Below are 14,349 nucleotides of genomic sequence, written 5' to 3'. Positions count from 1 at the left end.
CGGTCACTGCGTCGCGACTTTACGAACGCCGTTGCCCCACCCCTGTTGCATACCGGCAGCGGCCAGCAGAATCGCGACCACACCGATCCACTGCAACAGTTCGAGGCGATGGCCGAAGGCGAACCAGTCGACGAAAATCGCCGCAATCGGGTAGATGAACGACAGTGCACCGGTCAGCGCCGTCGGCAGTTTCTGAATCGCGCCGTACAGCAGCACATACATCACGCCGGTGTGCACGATGCCCAGTGTCAGCAAACTGGCCCAGGCGCTGGGTTGTTGCGGCAACGCGGAAAAATTCGCCCAGGGCGCAAGCAACAGCACGCCGGTGCAGACCTGAATCAATGCGATCAAATGCGGCGGTGTGCCGGTCAGGCGTTTGATGATCAGCGCGGCAAAGGCATAAAGCAGCGCGGCGCCCAAGGCCAGTGCAATCCCCAGCAGGTACTCACCGCCTCCCGCGCCCTGCTCGCCATGCGCACTGACGATTGCCAGCATCCCGAGAAAAGAAACCCCGAGCCAGAACAGCTTTTGTGCGGTGATCTTCTCGCCGAGAAACAACGCCGCCAGACCCACCAACATGAACGGTTGCACGTTGTAGACCGCAGTGCCGATGGCAATCGAGGCCCGGGAATAGGAGGCGAACAACAACACCCAGTTACCGACAATCGCCACCCCGCTGAGCACCGCCAGCAAAAATGTGGTGCGGCTCAGAATGCCCGGGCGCAGAAAGCCGAACACTGCGCAAATCAGCAGCAAGGTCGCAGCGCCGAACACGCAGCGCCAGAACACCACGTCCAGCACAGGCTGGCCGGAAACCAGCACGAACCATCCGATGGTCCCGGAAATAAGCATGGCGGCGGTCATTTCCAACGAACCACGACGCAGTGTTTTATCCATGATCAGGCTCCTCGATATGAGCCCAAAGTATGCCAATCCAGCGCCGCGCCACTCCAGCGTCAAATGCAGGCTAAACTGCCAGTTCACCTTTTTTATCAAGGCGAATTCCAACATTTGCCTAATCGGGGGTTGTATGACTGACGACATTGACCAACTGCTGATCGCAGCCCTCATGGAAGACTCCCGACGCTCGCTCAAGGCCCTGGCACAGATCAGCGGCCTGTCATCACCCAGCGTCGCCGAGCGCCTGCGCCGACTCGAAGAGCGTGGCGTGCTCAAGGGCTACACCGTCGACATCGATCCCAAATGCTTCGGTTATCAACTGCAGGCCATCGTGCGTATTCGCCCGTTACCCGGCCAGTTGCAGAATGTCGAACGGCAGATCCAGGCCATTCCCGAGTTCACCGAATGCGACAAGGTCACCGGCGATGACTGCTTCATCGCGCGCCTGCACGTGCGTTCGATGGAACAACTGGACACCCTGCTCGACCGCCTCAACAGCTATGCCGAAACCAATACTGCAATCGTCAAGAAAACCCCGGTGAAACGGCGGTTGCCGCCGATGGCGTGAGTGCTGTTTTGTTTTGAACCGCGTAGATTGAGGATTTTCCGGCGAAGGATTGGCGGTATGAAAGCTCAGGCAATGTTATTGGCAGCACTGATGCTCGCGGGGTGCGGCACCATCCAGACAGTGGTGCGCCACGACGATGCGGCCATAAAGAGCCTCAAGGAACATAAAAGCTACTGCGGCGCCGTCCCTCGAATCTACAGCGGCGTGACCTACGATTTCTGCACACTGTATGCTCCCCTGCGCTCAGGCGTCGACGCGCAAAAATACGACAACGCCACGATTATCGTCTTGATAGACGCCGTTATTTCCGGTGCTCTCGACACTGTGCTGCTGCCCTACACCATTTACCGACAACAGGCCGATGGCAGCATCATCGTCACCGAGTGAGCCCAGTTCGAATGCCAGACAACAAAAAACCCGCCGTAGCGGGTTTTTTGCTCAAGGCTGGCGATCAGTCATCGCGGCCCATGATGCCGAAAAGCTGCAACAAGCTGACGAACAGGTTGTAGATCGATACATACAGGCTGATGGTCGCCATGATGTAGTTACGCTCGCCGCCATGAATGATGGCGCTGGTCTGGAACAGAATGCAGACCGAAGAAAACAGCACGAAACCCGCGCTGATCGCCAGTTGCAGGCCGCTGATCTTGAAGAACATGCCCGCCAGCGTCGCGCCCAGCAGGACGAAGAAACCAGCGGTGATGAAACCACCGAGGAAGCTCATGTCCTTGCGGGTGATCAGCACATAAGCCGACAGACCACCAAATACCAGTGCGGTCATCGCGAAAGCCGAGCTGACCACTTCAGCGCCGCCTTGCATGCCCAGGTAACGGTTGAGAATCGGGCCCAGCAGGAACCCCATGAAACCGGTCAGGGCAAACGCCGACACCAGGCCCCAGGCCGAGTCACGGAGCTTGTTGGTCAGGAAGAAAAGCCCGTAGAAGCCGATCAGCACCACAAACACGTTCGGGTAGCCGACCCGCATCTGCTGAGCAACGAACGCCATCACACCGCTGAATGCGAGCGTAAGGGCGAGTAAACCATAAGTGTTGCGCAGGACGCGGCTAACCTCTAGCTGCTCAGCCTGCACGCTGTTATTAACTGCGTAATCCTGTTCGCGCATGGCGACACTCCTGTTGGTTTGAAACGTTCAGTCGCAAAGATCATAACAGACGCTCTGTAACAAGCTATGCAGAGAGTTTGACAGTGTGTTTCATTCAGGTATTATGGCGCCCGCAACGCAATACGGAGGTGTGGCCGAGTGGTTTAAGGCAACGGTCTTGAAAACCGTCGACTGTAACAGGTCCATGAGTTCGAATCCCATCGCCTCCGCCATCTTTGTACGTTAGAGCCCTGATTATTCAGGGCTTTTTCGTTTCTGGGGTTTGGTGAAGATCTCGACGCTAAGCATGTGTTCCAGAACTATTTTGGAAGTGTTCCAGAACTAAGCCCGTTTTCAGCCCTTCCGGCGTCCCTTCGACCGCTCCATTTCCCCGTCGTGTAACACAACATTTCCGCTGCTACGCTGACCTCACAACCGAGGAATCGCGATGCCAAACTCAGACCTGCTCCATTCCCTGCTTTTCAAGATCAACGAGAACCAACTCGCCCTTGAGGCTGCCATCATGGAGCTTTCCAACTGGGTCGAGGCGCGGGGCTCAGCCGATGTCGCCGACAACGTTCGCGATGCCTTGGACACCATCGACAAGAACGAGGAGTTCATCAAAATGACGCTTGCGGTGCTGATGACGCCCGAGTGACTGCAATCGGTCAGAAACACCACACTCGACCCCTAGCACCCCATGCTGGGGACATAAAACACCTAACCTATTGTTTTTAAAGGGATACACCCTCTATTTAGTCGGGCAAAATATCCGTACTTTTGTGCTTATGCAAACGAGAAACCGTGGCCTCCAGCGGTGGTTTTGCGCACAACCCTATCTCCGGCGTCCTGCCGACCGCACACCACAAAAACCTACAGCTCGTCGCCTCACCCTCGCCCGACCATCACGCCTCGATTACTGTATATCCAAACAGTACTAAGTAAAGGCGCCTACCGTGGATCCCCTCGACATCGAAGACACCGGCGACTGCGTGAGCTCGTCCGCAGAGCTCAAAAAACCGTGCCCCGCATTCATACATGCTGGATATTGAGGTCGAAGAGCTAAATCAACAGTTACACACAGCATATTCAAACTGGTGGAGATGCACGCCAGCGCAATTGCGGAACGTGACCGCCTCAAGGTAACTGAGTCGTACCTCAGCCACCCGAGTACTTTTTAGGGAGCTAAGAAGAAGGCCCCACACCGTGAGGCCTCATTTGTTACCCAACTGGCGAATTACAACGATTGCAAAGCAATGCTCGCGCTTTGAGAGTTCTGCTGGCTGTCGGCATCCATCCACACATACTGCGTACCGTCACCTTGCATATTGTAAGAAATACTCTGGATCTGCGTAGCAGTGATGGTGACGGCACCTGGTTGCTGAGCAGTAGGCCCAATGTTAGTAACCTGACCTGCGAGCAAGCCGTTCGAGGTTTCATTGACAACGAACACGGTGGCCTTGGCCTCACGGAACTGGCACGAAATGAATTGGGTAGTTTTGCTGGCGATCGTCAGGTTCATCCATTTCGCCGGTGGTACCGCGTAATAACGGGTGTACTTGTTGAACGGATACTGCTCACCGTTAGCCTGTAGCGGAGAGTTGGTCAGGCCACTGGTATTGGTCGGCATACTGGTACTACCCAACCAGATTTCGACCTGAGCGATGCCGCTGTTGCTAGGCAGTGAAACCGAGATGGTTTGGGTGTCTGTACCTGAGACAAAACCCAGCGAAGCCTGGCCCGCATTGGCCGTGGTACCAGGAACGGTGATCGAGGCAGGCGGCTGACTATTACTCCAAACCACACTGACTGCGGCGTTATTGTCATTTTGAGCAGAGTTGTAGATAAAGATCCCATAGAGTTGGCCCGGACGAAGAACGGTACAGGTCGCGGTGTCACCCGCCTTGAGGGTAATGCGTTGTCCACCGTTCCAATTAATCTGAGCAGCTGCTATAGCGAAGCTTTCCATGTTGAAACCCCTTTCCTTGGTTGATCAGCAATAGGTGTCACGCGCAACGACAGCTCCACTTCCGCTACACGTGGATAGGAGGCTAGCCGCCCTTACTATTCCCGTTTGTTAATATCTAGATTCATTGGCGATAACCAGAAAGAGCCTAAAAGCGTTCCAAACAGGCCATTTGGAATCAGTCAAAAAAGAGAATTTTTCAGGGGCAGGCTAAAGCCTTTCGCCAGAAGAAATGTCCGACATTCGCGACCGGTGGTGCTTACGCCAGAGCTGGCTCGGGAATGGCTGGACCTGACCACATCAAAGGAATACGCCGAACAGATGGTGCTGCTCCAGGGCGAACCGGCCGGAGCCTTCGAATGGTTCAAGGTCAGCCCCGGCGTGGGCAATGTGCGCAACCAGAGCCAGAGTCTGATCAAACCGATCAGCGAACCATTTCTCTGACGAATGCCTGACACGCAGCCAGCGCGATCAATCCCCGGTCACCATCGTCGGTGATGCCGATAATTCGTTGAGCATGCGCCGGGTCAAGTCGGGCGCGCGCTCCTCCATGAACCACGCCGCCGGCGCCGGTAGCGGCTGGCACTGCGCAACCACTGGCTGAATCCGCTGCGTCGATGAGGACTGACAGCCGTAGATCGGAAGTAGCAAGACGATCGCGCAGGCGAGCCTGGTCTTTTTGAGCATTGGTCAAAGCCTCGTAGTGAGTTTGGTCGCTGGCCGCCAGGCGCTGCTCGAGCGCGAGGCGTTTGTCTTGCTCGGTGCGCTGCTGAGTGGCGGCGGCCAGGGTCAGCTCGTTCAAGGTCTCGCCGTGAAGCCTCGCCTGCTCCGCCAGTTGCCGGCCGTAGCGCCAGTCCTGAATCTGCCAGGCCAACGCCGCCGCGCCGCCGGCCACAACTGCCAGCAACGCAACGGCACCCGCCAACCGCCACGCCGCGGTGCTCACGGAACATCCTTGAAGAAGACGTGGTGCCCGAGCTTCAGCGTCTGCTTGGCCTTTGCGGCCCAGGCCGGAGCCTTCGGCATGGTGGTCGCGTAGTAGTGCGTGGCCCCGTCGGTGGGATCAAGCGCGGTACCAGCGATCACCTGGTCGGCCGCCTTCTGCGCCTGAGCGAACTGCCCGGCCGGGATCGGCTTCGCGCCGCTGAGGTAGGCGAAGTTCGGGTCATTCTTGTTCCAGCAACTGAACTGGTACGGCTTCAGGCACACACCGGCGTAACCCTCGCCCCACCAGGAGCCGGCCTTTCCATCGTTCACGCGGTTGCGGATCGTCCAGGCGACGGCGATCTGGCCGGCCAGGCCTTCGCCGCGGGCTTCGCCCCACAGGGTGCGGACGAGAATGTCGCGGTCTTTGTCGGTAGCGGTCATCACTTTTCTCCAGGCAAAAAAATACCCGCTCAGTGGCGGGCCTTCGATTGAGGTGATTTATTCGGGTCGGGGTGGTCGATGGGAGGCATCCGGGAAGTGCTCGGCCCCTGCTTTCCAGGCGCGGACCTTGGTGCGATAGGAGAGCCATTGCACGCGCGTCCCAGGTAGCGCGCCCGTGTCCTCGCTGGTGGCTTCCTCTTCCTCCAGCGCCATCAGTTGGTTCGAGATCACTTCAATCTCCTGATCGCGCCATACGTTCTCAGCGGTGATCGAAATCACGCTTTCTTCAGCGGCCTGGAACTTGTCGTAAACCCATTGCGGGATGTCCGAGTAAGCCGTTTCGTCAGGGTCAAGCGCCATGCCTTCCGACACGGCGCGCAGGTCACCATTTGCCTTGATTGCGTACATTGTCATCTCCAAAACCTATACCCAACAGCCCTGCCTATCGCCGGATCTGCGTTTCCGAGATCAAGGAAATATGTGAATGTGCCATCTGGATCTATCAGCACATCCCCCGTAAAGCCGCTTAACGGGCGCACCAGGTCACGGTAGTTACTGCTTGAGACAGTTCCCACCGACGGAATGGATAGCCGAAGAATTCCCGTGTTGGTATTTACCAGTATCGCCCTAACAGCCCAAGCGGTTACTGGGGCCACCGCCCTTGTGTTTACGGTCACGGGAACCGAAGAAGCCGAATTAAACAAAATGTATGGCGCAGAGTTGTTGTCGCCGCTGCCTATATAGAACATCGAGTCGCCGCGCTGGTAGAACCTCACTAACTGGCCGGCTGCGTTGGTCAGCAGGGAACTAAGGTATCGGCGGCTGAGGTCGCCGGTCTTGTAGCTTGCCGAGTCAGTGTATTTGACCGGTGCAACGGAGTTGAACTCGATGGCCATAACCCCGCTAGAGTTTTCGTACGCGTAAAGGTGGTATATCGAGTTTTGAGCGGGCTGCTGACCGTTGAGGACGATGTCGGCCCGACTCTCGATAACCCGATCCAGTGAAGGGATGTAAGCGGCTCCTGCGCGTACCAACAGGCTATTTGTACCGGTCCATACCGCCTCAAGGCCCCAGATATAGCCCATGGAGGCATTCAAAACCCCGAGCGCATAGCGTGCCCCTATTTGAGTTGTCGCCCCGAGCCCGCCCTTCTCCAGCGGCAGAACATCATAGTTGCCCGTGGTGCCAAGTGCGGCCAGCTTTGTACCGTAGCTGTTCACAATCGCCCGCAATTGGTCAGCTGAGTCCTTTACATAACCCTGAAGCGGAGCCAGCGCATAGCCGCCGACATTGTTCGTTGTGCCTTTGTAAGGCGGATCAATCGACATCGCCGTATTACTGGCAATGTTGGTCACCTCGTACCAGCCACCATCGGGGCCGCGAAAGCCATCACCGACCCTGCTATTGGCAATAAATGCGGTGTTCGTACCGATCACGGCGCTGGAATTTTGAGTGACGGAAACCGTCCCGGCCTTGTACCAGGGCATAAGCAATATCCTTGAGGAGAGTTGAGGCTATGCGTTCATCTTTGCGAACACGGCCGGGAGAAAGAACGCAATGGGGTTTGAAGCGGCGCTCGTGATTGCGTAAAGCGTGTTGTTTGGAAAGTCCCACCAGCAGTAAAGCCAGCGGGGAATGCCGCTCCCCGAAGTCATCTTCATGCCGAAGTTATTGATCAGCAGGTACTCGTTCTGCGGGAAGTTGAAGGGAACCGTGTAGTAGATCCGCGTCAAACCTTGAGCATCCAGGTCATATTTCACGTAATTCCAGTTCTGGAACGCGCGGGTGAAGGTGGCGTTTGGAGTTCCCGAGTCGAACAACAAGCCCCCAGCGCCATCCCATAGCCGCATGCCGTACTGCGCCACCGCCTGCGCAGCGAAAGCGGCAACGAAGTACCGGCCATTTGGTTTCGCCGTGTTCACGTCGTAGGCTCTAACATAGAACCCTGTCCAGTTACCCGCCGAGCCGATCAACCTCATCATGCAAAGCCCCGCCACGCCATTGACCGTATCGGGGCGGACAAAAACCAGCGGGGGTTCTTGTGACGTAACTGGCCTGGAAAAGTAGGTAGTCGAGCCCATGCCTGACTCCTCCGTTGGCGCAAACCTCCCGGAAGAGATGACCATCAACCTGGCGTACTCAGAATCGAGCACCACGGTGTTGCTGCTGTTGGTGAACTGAAGTCCATACGCCATCAGCTCCACCTCATCACGATCAGTCGCATGGTTCCACTGGCGGTAGTACTCGCCGCAAAACCACGGGTATGGTTGTAAACCCGGGCGACGTTATCGAGCAGCTCTGTTTCGAACTGCATCTGGCTATCGCTGTAGGCCCCTACCGAAACAACAATCGCCGAACCGTTACCCGGGCCGACACCCGGTACCGAAAAATCCTGATTGCTCTTGCTTCCACCAACGGGGAACGTCACCAGGATCGATAACGCAACACGAATCGTAAAAGAGTTCTCATCGAGCTGGAGCCCCCCCTCGGCGCCCCACACTCGCATTCCATAAGCCATATCTCACCCCAGATATCCAAGACGCACGCGCAGCACGTTGTTGGCGTCATAAACCGAAACATTGAGCGAATTGATCACCAGCCGCCCCTGACCAGGGACAACGCCGTTAATTTCCAGCGTGCCGTCTTTGTTGAGAATCCACCCCTGCTGACCAGCGATGTAGTTGGTCGAGCTGATGTAACTGCCGATTTTCGCGTTGGTGATCGAGCCATCCAGAATAAAAGCATCCCGGATAAAGGTCTGGCCGCCCGTGATCCCGAAGAAAGAAACCGGGTCTTGGGCGTTGGTGTTCATCACCAGGAAGGTGTCCGCACGCACCACAAACTGCGATGTTGTGCCGGCAGCCCCACTTTCCAGACCCAGGCCGAAACCGGCCGCATAAGGCTGGCCGTTCGCCGTCAGCTCCATCCGCACCGACCAGATCGACGCCAGTTTGCCGTTGGTGGTTGCGAGAGCGCTGGAGGTTTGCTGAACCGCGGCGCTCGCCCCATCGGCTTTCGCTTGCACCGTATCAACGCGCGTTGAGAGCGACCCGACCGCGTCAGACCTGGCAGTGGCTTCAGCCTGGATAGCCGCCTGGTTACTGCCGACTGAGGTCTTCAGCGTCTCCACCTGCTGGGAGATCGCGAGCTGATTAGTCGCCATCGTCGTCTCGACAATAGTGATCTTCGACTCGCTCGTACCAACGCGAGAGTCAAGGGACGTAATGCGCTGTGTTTGCGCGGAGTATTGGTCGGTCCGCACGCGAACTTCTTGCGCATAGTTCGCAGTGGCTTGCCAGCCATTCAACGCATCCGCCAAATCCCCGCTTCCATCATCATCGCGGGACGAAGCCTGCAATGCCTGGAGCTGGCTCGCGGTGGACGTGGTCTTGCCATCAATCACGGTAATGTCGGCCGTATTCTTGGTGACCTGTGCCGCGAGGCCGTTCGCCGTCTGTACTACCTGCCCAGTGTCGAGCCAATAGGTGACGTTCGGCGGCGCGTTGCCGGCGCCGGCCGGTACCGCAATCTTGGCGGTGTACAGGCGCTGCCCCAGGCGAACCGATTCGCCGATGGCGTAAGCCTTGGCAGGGTCGTATTCCAGCGTGTCGACCAGCTCACCAATCTCTTCTTTCAGTTCGCCGAGCCGCTCGTTGACTGAGCCAGGGCCATCGCCATCGATCAAATCGATTCGGCCCAACAAGTGCTCACCGAATTGGCTTTCGGTCAGCTTGTGCGTCAGCAAGTCCAGCACCGGACCGGCGTCGCTGCTGGCCTGCCCCATCACGCCATTTACTACCGGGTAAAACGGACCGATGTTGCCAGTACGATCCACAAGCCGCGCCCAGAAGAAGAACGTGGCGCCCGCCAGCAGGCTCTGCATTGAGTAGTCGCTTTGCGGATACGCCAGATCCGCCAGTTTGGTCGCTGCCTCAAGGCTGGTAGTCGGGCCGTACCAGATTTCCGTGCGCTGGGTGTCCTCGGCGCCGGCCGGAAAGCCCCACTTGAGGCCAATGCCGAACAGCAGTGAGGTGGCGGTCAGGAACGACACTGCCGGCGGCAGGCCTTCTTTGCCTTTCAGGTTGGTCAGCATCGAGCTGCGCCACGCCGACGAGATATCGAAGGCGCTCACCGCGCGGACACGGGCCAGGTAGGCGCCGGCGTAAATACCCACCACATCGACGCTGGTAGTGCCGACACGCTGCACCTTAATCCAGTTGCTGCTGTCCTTGCGCCACTCCACGTCATAGGCGACCGCGCCATTCACGGCAGGCCAGGTGACGGTCATGGTGGCGACAGCAATACCCTGGGACACAACCGAATTCGACGTGACGGTAACGCTGGCCGGCGCCGGAACCACGGTGATTGGAATCACGCTGATCGGGCGTTCTTCAAGGCGGGCGCCGGTGTCGATGTGAGCGAACTTGCTCGGGTCGTATTGGACGGCCGAGATTTCAAATACACCAGGCTCTGGTCGGGACACACTGGTCACCCGATACAACGGCACGGCCAAGTCGTCGGCATCCAAAGCCCAAACAAGTTCAGGCTCTGGCGCGGCCGAGTAGGCGACAGTGACAGTCACCACGCGGCCAGTTACCGATTGAACAGTGCGGCCTTCGCACTTGCCATTGGACAGGTTCAGGATCAGTCGGTCACCGGCCTTGGCCTGGGTGTCGCGGTCCAGGGTAATGGCGCGGCCATTCACCGACGAGATCCGCCCGCCAATTGGCCTGCCGGCCAGCAGCTCATCTGCCACCGGAATGACATAACCCGGGAGCGGGATACGACCATCGAGGCCGACACGGAAAGTGATACCGCGATCCTTCGAGTTGGTCAGCAGCGCCCACTTACCGCGACGCTGCGCCTCAGACTCGCGAGTGCAACCGATTGCGCTGATCTCCAGAGGATTGTCGCCGTAGCGCCGCTGGAGCTTGGCGTCAGTTACAGCGGTGACGTCGGTATCGTAGTTGTTCGCCGGGTTGTCGTAGCTGATAAGGGCGCGGCTGTACCGCGTGCGCTCCGAAGCGCTCGAGTAGGTGAACTTGCCTTCAATCACGTTCGCCCGGGTGTAGGTGAAGTCGAAGTCTGTCGCGCGCGGCATGTCGGACAGCGTGAAGACCTGGCCTTGAGCCCAATAGGTCATGCCACGGTAGATCGCCGAGATATCACGCAGTAGCGACCAGGCGTCAGCCTTGCCCTGCAGGTTCAGGTTGCAGATGAAGCGCGGCTCCTGGCCACCCTTCCCGTCCGGCACCAGTTGGTCGCAGTACTGGGCGATCCGGTACAGCTCCCACTTGTCCACCTGCCAGGGTTTGATGCGTCGACCGAGGCCGAAGCGGTCGTTGACCGTGATGCCGTAGGTTGCCCAGGCCGGGTTATCAGTCCAGGCCAGTTTGAAAGTGCCGTCCCAGATCCCGGTGTAGCTTCGGGTCTCCGGGTCGTAGTTGCTCGGCACCTGGAACTTGCGCAGCTTGCAGTCAATCGTGACTGCCGGGATGTTGCGAAACTGCTCGGCCGAAAACTCGATATAGAGCAGCGCGGTGTTTGGGTACCGCAGCTTCGCGTCGATTACCTCGGTGAAGCCCGCGATGTTCATGGTGTCGGCGATTTTGTTGTTGTTCTGGTTTGGCGTGATGCGGGTCACGCGGATTAGCCAGCCGCTGGTGGCCGTCGGCAGATCGATCCGCCGGGTGCGCTCGTAGTTACTGGTGGTCTTGCCGTCCACGGCCTCGCTGAGTACTTGCTGATAGGCACCGCCGTCGGTAGCCAGTTCGACCTTGTACTCGATCCGGTAACCGTTGACGTTGCCGCTTGAATCAATCGACTGAAGCATTGGCCAGGCAAAGCGTAGGCGCACCGCCGACAGCTCGGTATTGCTTATCGCCCGCACCCACGGCGTGCCGCTGCGCAACTCGATGCCGAGGGTAGTTTCGTTCTCGACCGAGGGGATGCCCTGGATATAGTCCTGCTCGACCGAGCCGCTGCGGAACTCCCACTTCACGTTCGGGAAGTTCATATTGCCCTGAGGGTCTTGCAGCGGGGTGTTGTCCAGATAGATGTCCTGCGCCGTTGGCTGGCCGGCGAACTCGCCCTCGCCCACCGCGATCAGGATCTTGGCCATCGCCACCGAACGCAGGCTATCTGGCGCTTCGGTTGGCGTCTTGGGTTTGTCCGATCCACCCTTGGCGCCGTAGATGTCGAGCTGTTGTGCTGCGCCCATGCTTTTCTCCAGGCAAAAAAATACCGCCTCATGGGCGGTTGCGGTGTTTGGTGGTCCGGCTACATCTGGTCTTCGGCGTAGATGGCGGCGCTGATGATCGCGCCGCCTACCCGACGTTTACCGATGCAGAGCGGTACCGGGTTGCCGGATGCCGTGGTGTTCTTGGCACTGCCGAAGGCATAGCCGGGGGTGTTCTCGGGGGCGGCGCTGGTCTTGAGGCCGCCGGCCTGGGGGCTGAGCATCTGGATTATGCCACCCACTGCTATCACTGCCCCCATTTTCATCATGGGCACACCTACAGCCCCTCCTCCCATAGCTGTTACCACTGCTCCCACAACAATCAACACGGCACCTATAACAGTCTGGAACGATCCAGCTCGCTTGCCACCGGTGATAACAGGAACAATTCGAATTTCTCGTGTGCCAGAAAGCTCGAACTCTTTTTCGGTGGCATTTTTGCCGTTACGAAAGATCGCAAATCGCATACCCAGGCGATCCAAGCGCTTGATCTCTTCCTCGAACCCAGGGATCGTATTCTTTAAGGCCTTAAAGACTTCCCATGACCGTCCTGAGTCAAGACACTTCGGATGGAGGCGACCAAACTTCTGCGCAAGCGAGCCGGAAAGCTTGATGGTTGTAGTTGGCTGGTGGTGGATAGCTGTTGCTGCCATGGGCTTCTCCAGATAATAAAAAGCCGCCCGGAGGCGGCTCGATGAATTAAATTGTGCTTGGCAATATATCGACATCGCCTTCGCTACTTGTAAAAACCCTATACCGTTTGGTCTGCCCCGCCCCCATGGACACCTCGCGCGCTCGTCTTGGGCTTTCGCACAGACCAGCGCCGACTCCGCCAGCCCCAACGACATAGCTCCCAACCGGCAAATAAAGCTGCACGCGCTCTTTTGTTCCGATCTTTGCCACAAGCTTGCCATCGACATAGACCCCCATGTCACAAGCAAAGCCAATAAAGCCCGAGTCACGGGTAATGGTAAGTGCTCCATGGAGCAGCAGGTGCAGTCTGATATCTGAAAACTTTATCAGCTGTTACCGGCTTAGAGTTCTCCGTGGTTACGCACGATAGTTCCACACATGATCACGTCCGTAAGCAGATCGATGAAGTCTGCTGCAGAGAGTCTCCCTTCCTCGCGAAGCTGCTGGCCGACGCTTAGCCTTACCAGTTGCTCTTTTCGCCTGTACGAATCCCCAGAAACAACAAAGCCCAGCACTAGACTGGGCTTTTTCGTGTCAGGTATTCAGGATCTCAGCGCCGGTATCGGTAAAAAATTGAGCAGCGCATCGCGCTGCTCAAGGGGGTTTATATCTATTGAGCGGTTAAGCTCGCATCCTTCCAGTGGAAAACCACATTCCGACTTGAGTGGTCGTCGATTGCGACCGTCTGCCGCTCTTCATGTCCATTGCGGCTGCCGACGACAAGGTATTTGCCTACCGGCAATTTAACGTAGACGATCGGGCCTACTTGGCTCAACGATAGTACTTCATGACCTTTGTCCGTCTGGATCACAACGTTAACATCGGAGGTGTACTCATTAGCTGGCCCTGCGGAAAAAGTCATGTGCAGACTGTAGCTCTTGGCCTGCTGCTGGATGGCTTTCGACTCGTCCTCGCCAATACCGCCCGATAGATACGCTATTCCGTTTTGCTGCTGCGGCTCCAATTTTACAGCCGACATGTCAACCGGCTCTGCAGTAGCGGCATGCAGCACCACAGGAGACAAACCTAACAGAATAGCCAAGACAGCTCTTGAAAGGGTTCGTGTATGGATGGATCTCATGATGACGACTCCCGGGCTCTTACAGAACCCATGCATGGATGCCACCACTGAGCGCTATGTCATAAAACGGCGACACCCCGATTTCAGTCATCCCCCTTGTACTGTTGATCCCTCACGTTCTAAAAAGTTTATATTTTTGTCATTGGCGGTTTTGACCGTCAGTATGAGGTCTCCACGGAACAACAAGGCCCAGGACTAAACTGGGCTTTTTCCCACCTGTACGAATCCCCAGTAACGCCCGACTGCCCTCGGATAGTAGCCTCCTGCCCCCACACAACGGATTCCCCCAGTCCTTTGCCTGCAAGCCCAAGGACTGGGATTGCGCCAATTTCGGCGCGGACAAGGCCTGGCCGAGCCCCAGAAACGAAAAAGCCCAGCGAGTGAGCTGGGCTTCGCTGTGTTGACAGCTCACAGAGATTACAACTGCATTTTG

The 14,349-nt window shown here is 57.4% G+C and carries 15 protein-coding genes, 1 tRNA gene and 1 pseudogene; 5 read left to right on the top strand and 12 right to left on the bottom strand.

Going from position 1 to position 14,349, the window contains the following annotated elements:
• Positions 1-3 precede the first annotated feature (3 nt).
• Positions 4-897, bottom strand: a complete 894-nt coding sequence (locus AC1DIH_RS13180) for a DMT family transporter (protein WP_477771990.1) — start codon at positions 895-897, stop codon at positions 4-6.
• A 133-nt stretch (positions 898-1,030) separates the two neighbouring features.
• On the opposite strand from AC1DIH_RS13180, the gene AC1DIH_RS13175 reads away from it, so the two are divergent.
• Both AC1DIH_RS13175 and AC1DIH_RS13170 read left to right on the top strand, forming a co-directional pair.
• Positions 1,031-1,468, top strand: coding sequence for an Lrp/AsnC family transcriptional regulator (locus tag AC1DIH_RS13175; protein ID WP_019690796.1), 438 nt, complete (start codon positions 1,031-1,033; stop codon positions 1,466-1,468).
• A gap of 57 nt (positions 1,469-1,525) precedes the next feature.
• Positions 1,526-1,855, top strand: a complete 330-nt coding sequence (locus AC1DIH_RS13170) for a YceK/YidQ family lipoprotein (RefSeq protein ID WP_477771989.1) — start codon at positions 1,526-1,528, stop codon at positions 1,853-1,855.
• 64 nt (positions 1,856-1,919) lie between these two features.
• Here AC1DIH_RS13170 and AC1DIH_RS13165 read toward each other — a convergent pair whose 3' ends face one another.
• Entirely contained in the window at positions 1,920-2,591 is a 672-nt protein-coding gene (locus tag AC1DIH_RS13165; RefSeq protein WP_054596977.1) for a Bax inhibitor-1/YccA family protein, read from the bottom strand.
• Positions 2,592-2,715: 124 nt separating this feature from the next.
• On the opposite strand from AC1DIH_RS13165, the gene AC1DIH_RS13160 reads away from it, so the two are divergent.
• Positions 2,716-2,803: transfer RNA gene (locus AC1DIH_RS13160), tRNA-Ser, on the top strand.
• Between the two features lie 215 nt (positions 2,804-3,018).
• Complete coding sequence (locus AC1DIH_RS13155) at positions 3,019-3,228, top strand: hypothetical protein (RefSeq protein ID WP_477771988.1); 210 nt, start codon at positions 3,019-3,021, stop codon at positions 3,226-3,228.
• A 579-nt stretch (positions 3,229-3,807) separates the two neighbouring features.
• Here the strand turns inward: AC1DIH_RS13155 and AC1DIH_RS13150 are convergent.
• The gene (locus AC1DIH_RS13150; RefSeq protein WP_477771987.1) at positions 3,808-4,539 is read right to left on the bottom strand and encodes a hypothetical protein; all 732 of its coding nucleotides are present in this window, start codon (positions 4,537-4,539) and stop codon (positions 3,808-3,810) included.
• A 240-nt stretch (positions 4,540-4,779) separates the two neighbouring features.
• Between AC1DIH_RS13150 and AC1DIH_RS13145 the strand changes: the two are divergent.
• Positions 4,780-4,980 (top strand): annotated as a pseudogene (locus tag AC1DIH_RS13145) (DUF159 family protein); the annotation flags it as partial.
• Here the strand turns inward: AC1DIH_RS13145 and AC1DIH_RS13140 are convergent.
• The 9 genes from AC1DIH_RS13140 to AC1DIH_RS13100 form a co-directional block, all read right to left on the bottom strand.
• Positions 4,961-5,482: a lysis system i-spanin subunit Rz gene (locus tag AC1DIH_RS13140; RefSeq protein WP_477771986.1), complete on the bottom strand. Its 522-nt coding sequence runs from the start codon at positions 5,480-5,482 to the stop codon at positions 4,961-4,963. The pseudogene AC1DIH_RS13145 and the gene AC1DIH_RS13140 overlap by 20 nt on opposite strands.
• On the bottom strand, positions 5,479-5,904 hold the full coding sequence (locus tag AC1DIH_RS13135) for a cell wall hydrolase (protein WP_477771985.1): 426 nt from the start codon (positions 5,902-5,904) through the stop codon (positions 5,479-5,481). Before AC1DIH_RS13135 ends, AC1DIH_RS13140 begins: the two co-directional genes overlap by 4 nt.
• 57 nt (positions 5,905-5,961) lie before the next feature.
• Positions 5,962-6,312 (bottom strand): hypothetical protein, encoded by a 351-nt coding sequence (locus AC1DIH_RS13130; protein WP_477771984.1) that lies wholly within the window; start codon positions 6,310-6,312, stop codon positions 5,962-5,964.
• A gap of 2 nt (positions 6,313-6,314) precedes the next feature.
• Positions 6,315-7,391 (bottom strand): hypothetical protein, encoded by a 1,077-nt coding sequence (locus AC1DIH_RS13125; RefSeq protein WP_477771983.1) that lies wholly within the window; start codon positions 7,389-7,391, stop codon positions 6,315-6,317.
• Positions 7,392-7,418: 27 nt separating this feature from the next.
• Positions 7,419-8,030, bottom strand: coding sequence for a hypothetical protein (locus AC1DIH_RS13120; protein WP_477772042.1), 612 nt, complete (start codon positions 8,028-8,030; stop codon positions 7,419-7,421).
• Positions 8,031-8,098: 68 nt separating this feature from the next.
• A complete protein-coding gene (locus tag AC1DIH_RS13115) occupies positions 8,099-8,410 on the bottom strand; it encodes a hypothetical protein (RefSeq protein ID WP_477772041.1) in 312 nt (103 codons plus the stop codon).
• A 15-nt stretch (positions 8,411-8,425) separates the two neighbouring features.
• Positions 8,426-12,124 (bottom strand): TipJ family phage tail tip protein, encoded by a 3,699-nt coding sequence (locus AC1DIH_RS13110; RefSeq protein ID WP_477771982.1) that lies wholly within the window; start codon positions 12,122-12,124, stop codon positions 8,426-8,428.
• A gap of 59 nt (positions 12,125-12,183) precedes the next feature.
• Positions 12,184-12,795, bottom strand: a complete 612-nt coding sequence (locus AC1DIH_RS13105) for a tail assembly protein (RefSeq protein WP_477771981.1) — start codon at positions 12,793-12,795, stop codon at positions 12,184-12,186.
• A gap of 650 nt (positions 12,796-13,445) precedes the next feature.
• Positions 13,446-13,916 (bottom strand): carboxypeptidase regulatory-like domain-containing protein, encoded by a 471-nt coding sequence (locus AC1DIH_RS13100; protein ID WP_477771980.1) that lies wholly within the window; start codon positions 13,914-13,916, stop codon positions 13,446-13,448.
• Between the last annotated feature and the right edge of the window lie 433 nt (positions 13,917-14,349).

This window comes from Pseudomonas sp. 05N36 (assembly GCF_056397385.1).
Note: the sequence above shows the minus strand (reverse complement) of the source record. Positions and strands in the feature narration are given on the sequence as shown.

Excerpts from the sequence above, each read along its gene's own strand:
- AC1DIH_RS13125 (WP_477771983.1), bottom strand. The coding sequence starts at position 7,391 with ATGCCCTGGTACAAGGCCGGGACGGTTTCCGTCACTCAAAATTCCAGC.
- AC1DIH_RS13115 (WP_477772041.1), bottom strand. The coding sequence starts at position 8,410 with ATGCGAGTGTGGGGCGCCGAGGGGGGGCTCCAGCTCGATGAGAACTCT.
- AC1DIH_RS13105 (WP_477771981.1), bottom strand. The coding sequence starts at position 12,795 with ATGGCAGCAACAGCTATCCACCACCAGCCAACTACAACCATCAAGCTT.
- AC1DIH_RS13100 (WP_477771980.1), bottom strand. The coding sequence starts at position 13,916 with ATGAGATCCATCCATACACGAACCCTTTCAAGAGCTGTCTTGGCTATT.
- AC1DIH_RS13170 (WP_477771989.1), top strand. The coding sequence starts at position 1,526 with ATGAAAGCTCAGGCAATGTTATTGGCAGCACTGATGCTCGCGGGGTGC.
- AC1DIH_RS13120 (WP_477772042.1), bottom strand. The coding sequence starts at position 8,030 with ATGGTCATCTCTTCCGGGAGGTTTGCGCCAACGGAGGAGTCAGGCATG.
- AC1DIH_RS13135 (WP_477771985.1), bottom strand. The coding sequence starts at position 5,904 with ATGACCGCTACCGACAAAGACCGCGACATTCTCGTCCGCACCCTGTGG.
- AC1DIH_RS13180 (WP_477771990.1), bottom strand. The coding sequence starts at position 897 with ATGGATAAAACACTGCGTCGTGGTTCGTTGGAAATGACCGCCGCCATG.
- AC1DIH_RS13165 (WP_054596977.1), bottom strand. The coding sequence starts at position 2,591 with ATGCGCGAACAGGATTACGCAGTTAATAACAGCGTGCAGGCTGAGCAG.
- AC1DIH_RS13130 (WP_477771984.1), bottom strand. The coding sequence starts at position 6,312 with ATGTACGCAATCAAGGCAAATGGTGACCTGCGCGCCGTGTCGGAAGGC.
- AC1DIH_RS13150 (WP_477771987.1), bottom strand. The coding sequence starts at position 4,539 with ATGGAAAGCTTCGCTATAGCAGCTGCTCAGATTAATTGGAACGGTGGA.
- AC1DIH_RS13175 (WP_019690796.1), top strand. The coding sequence starts at position 1,031 with ATGACTGACGACATTGACCAACTGCTGATCGCAGCCCTCATGGAAGAC.
- AC1DIH_RS13155 (WP_477771988.1), top strand. The coding sequence starts at position 3,019 with ATGCCAAACTCAGACCTGCTCCATTCCCTGCTTTTCAAGATCAACGAG.
- AC1DIH_RS13110 (WP_477771982.1), bottom strand. The coding sequence starts at position 12,124 with ATGGGCGCAGCACAACAGCTCGACATCTACGGCGCCAAGGGTGGATCG.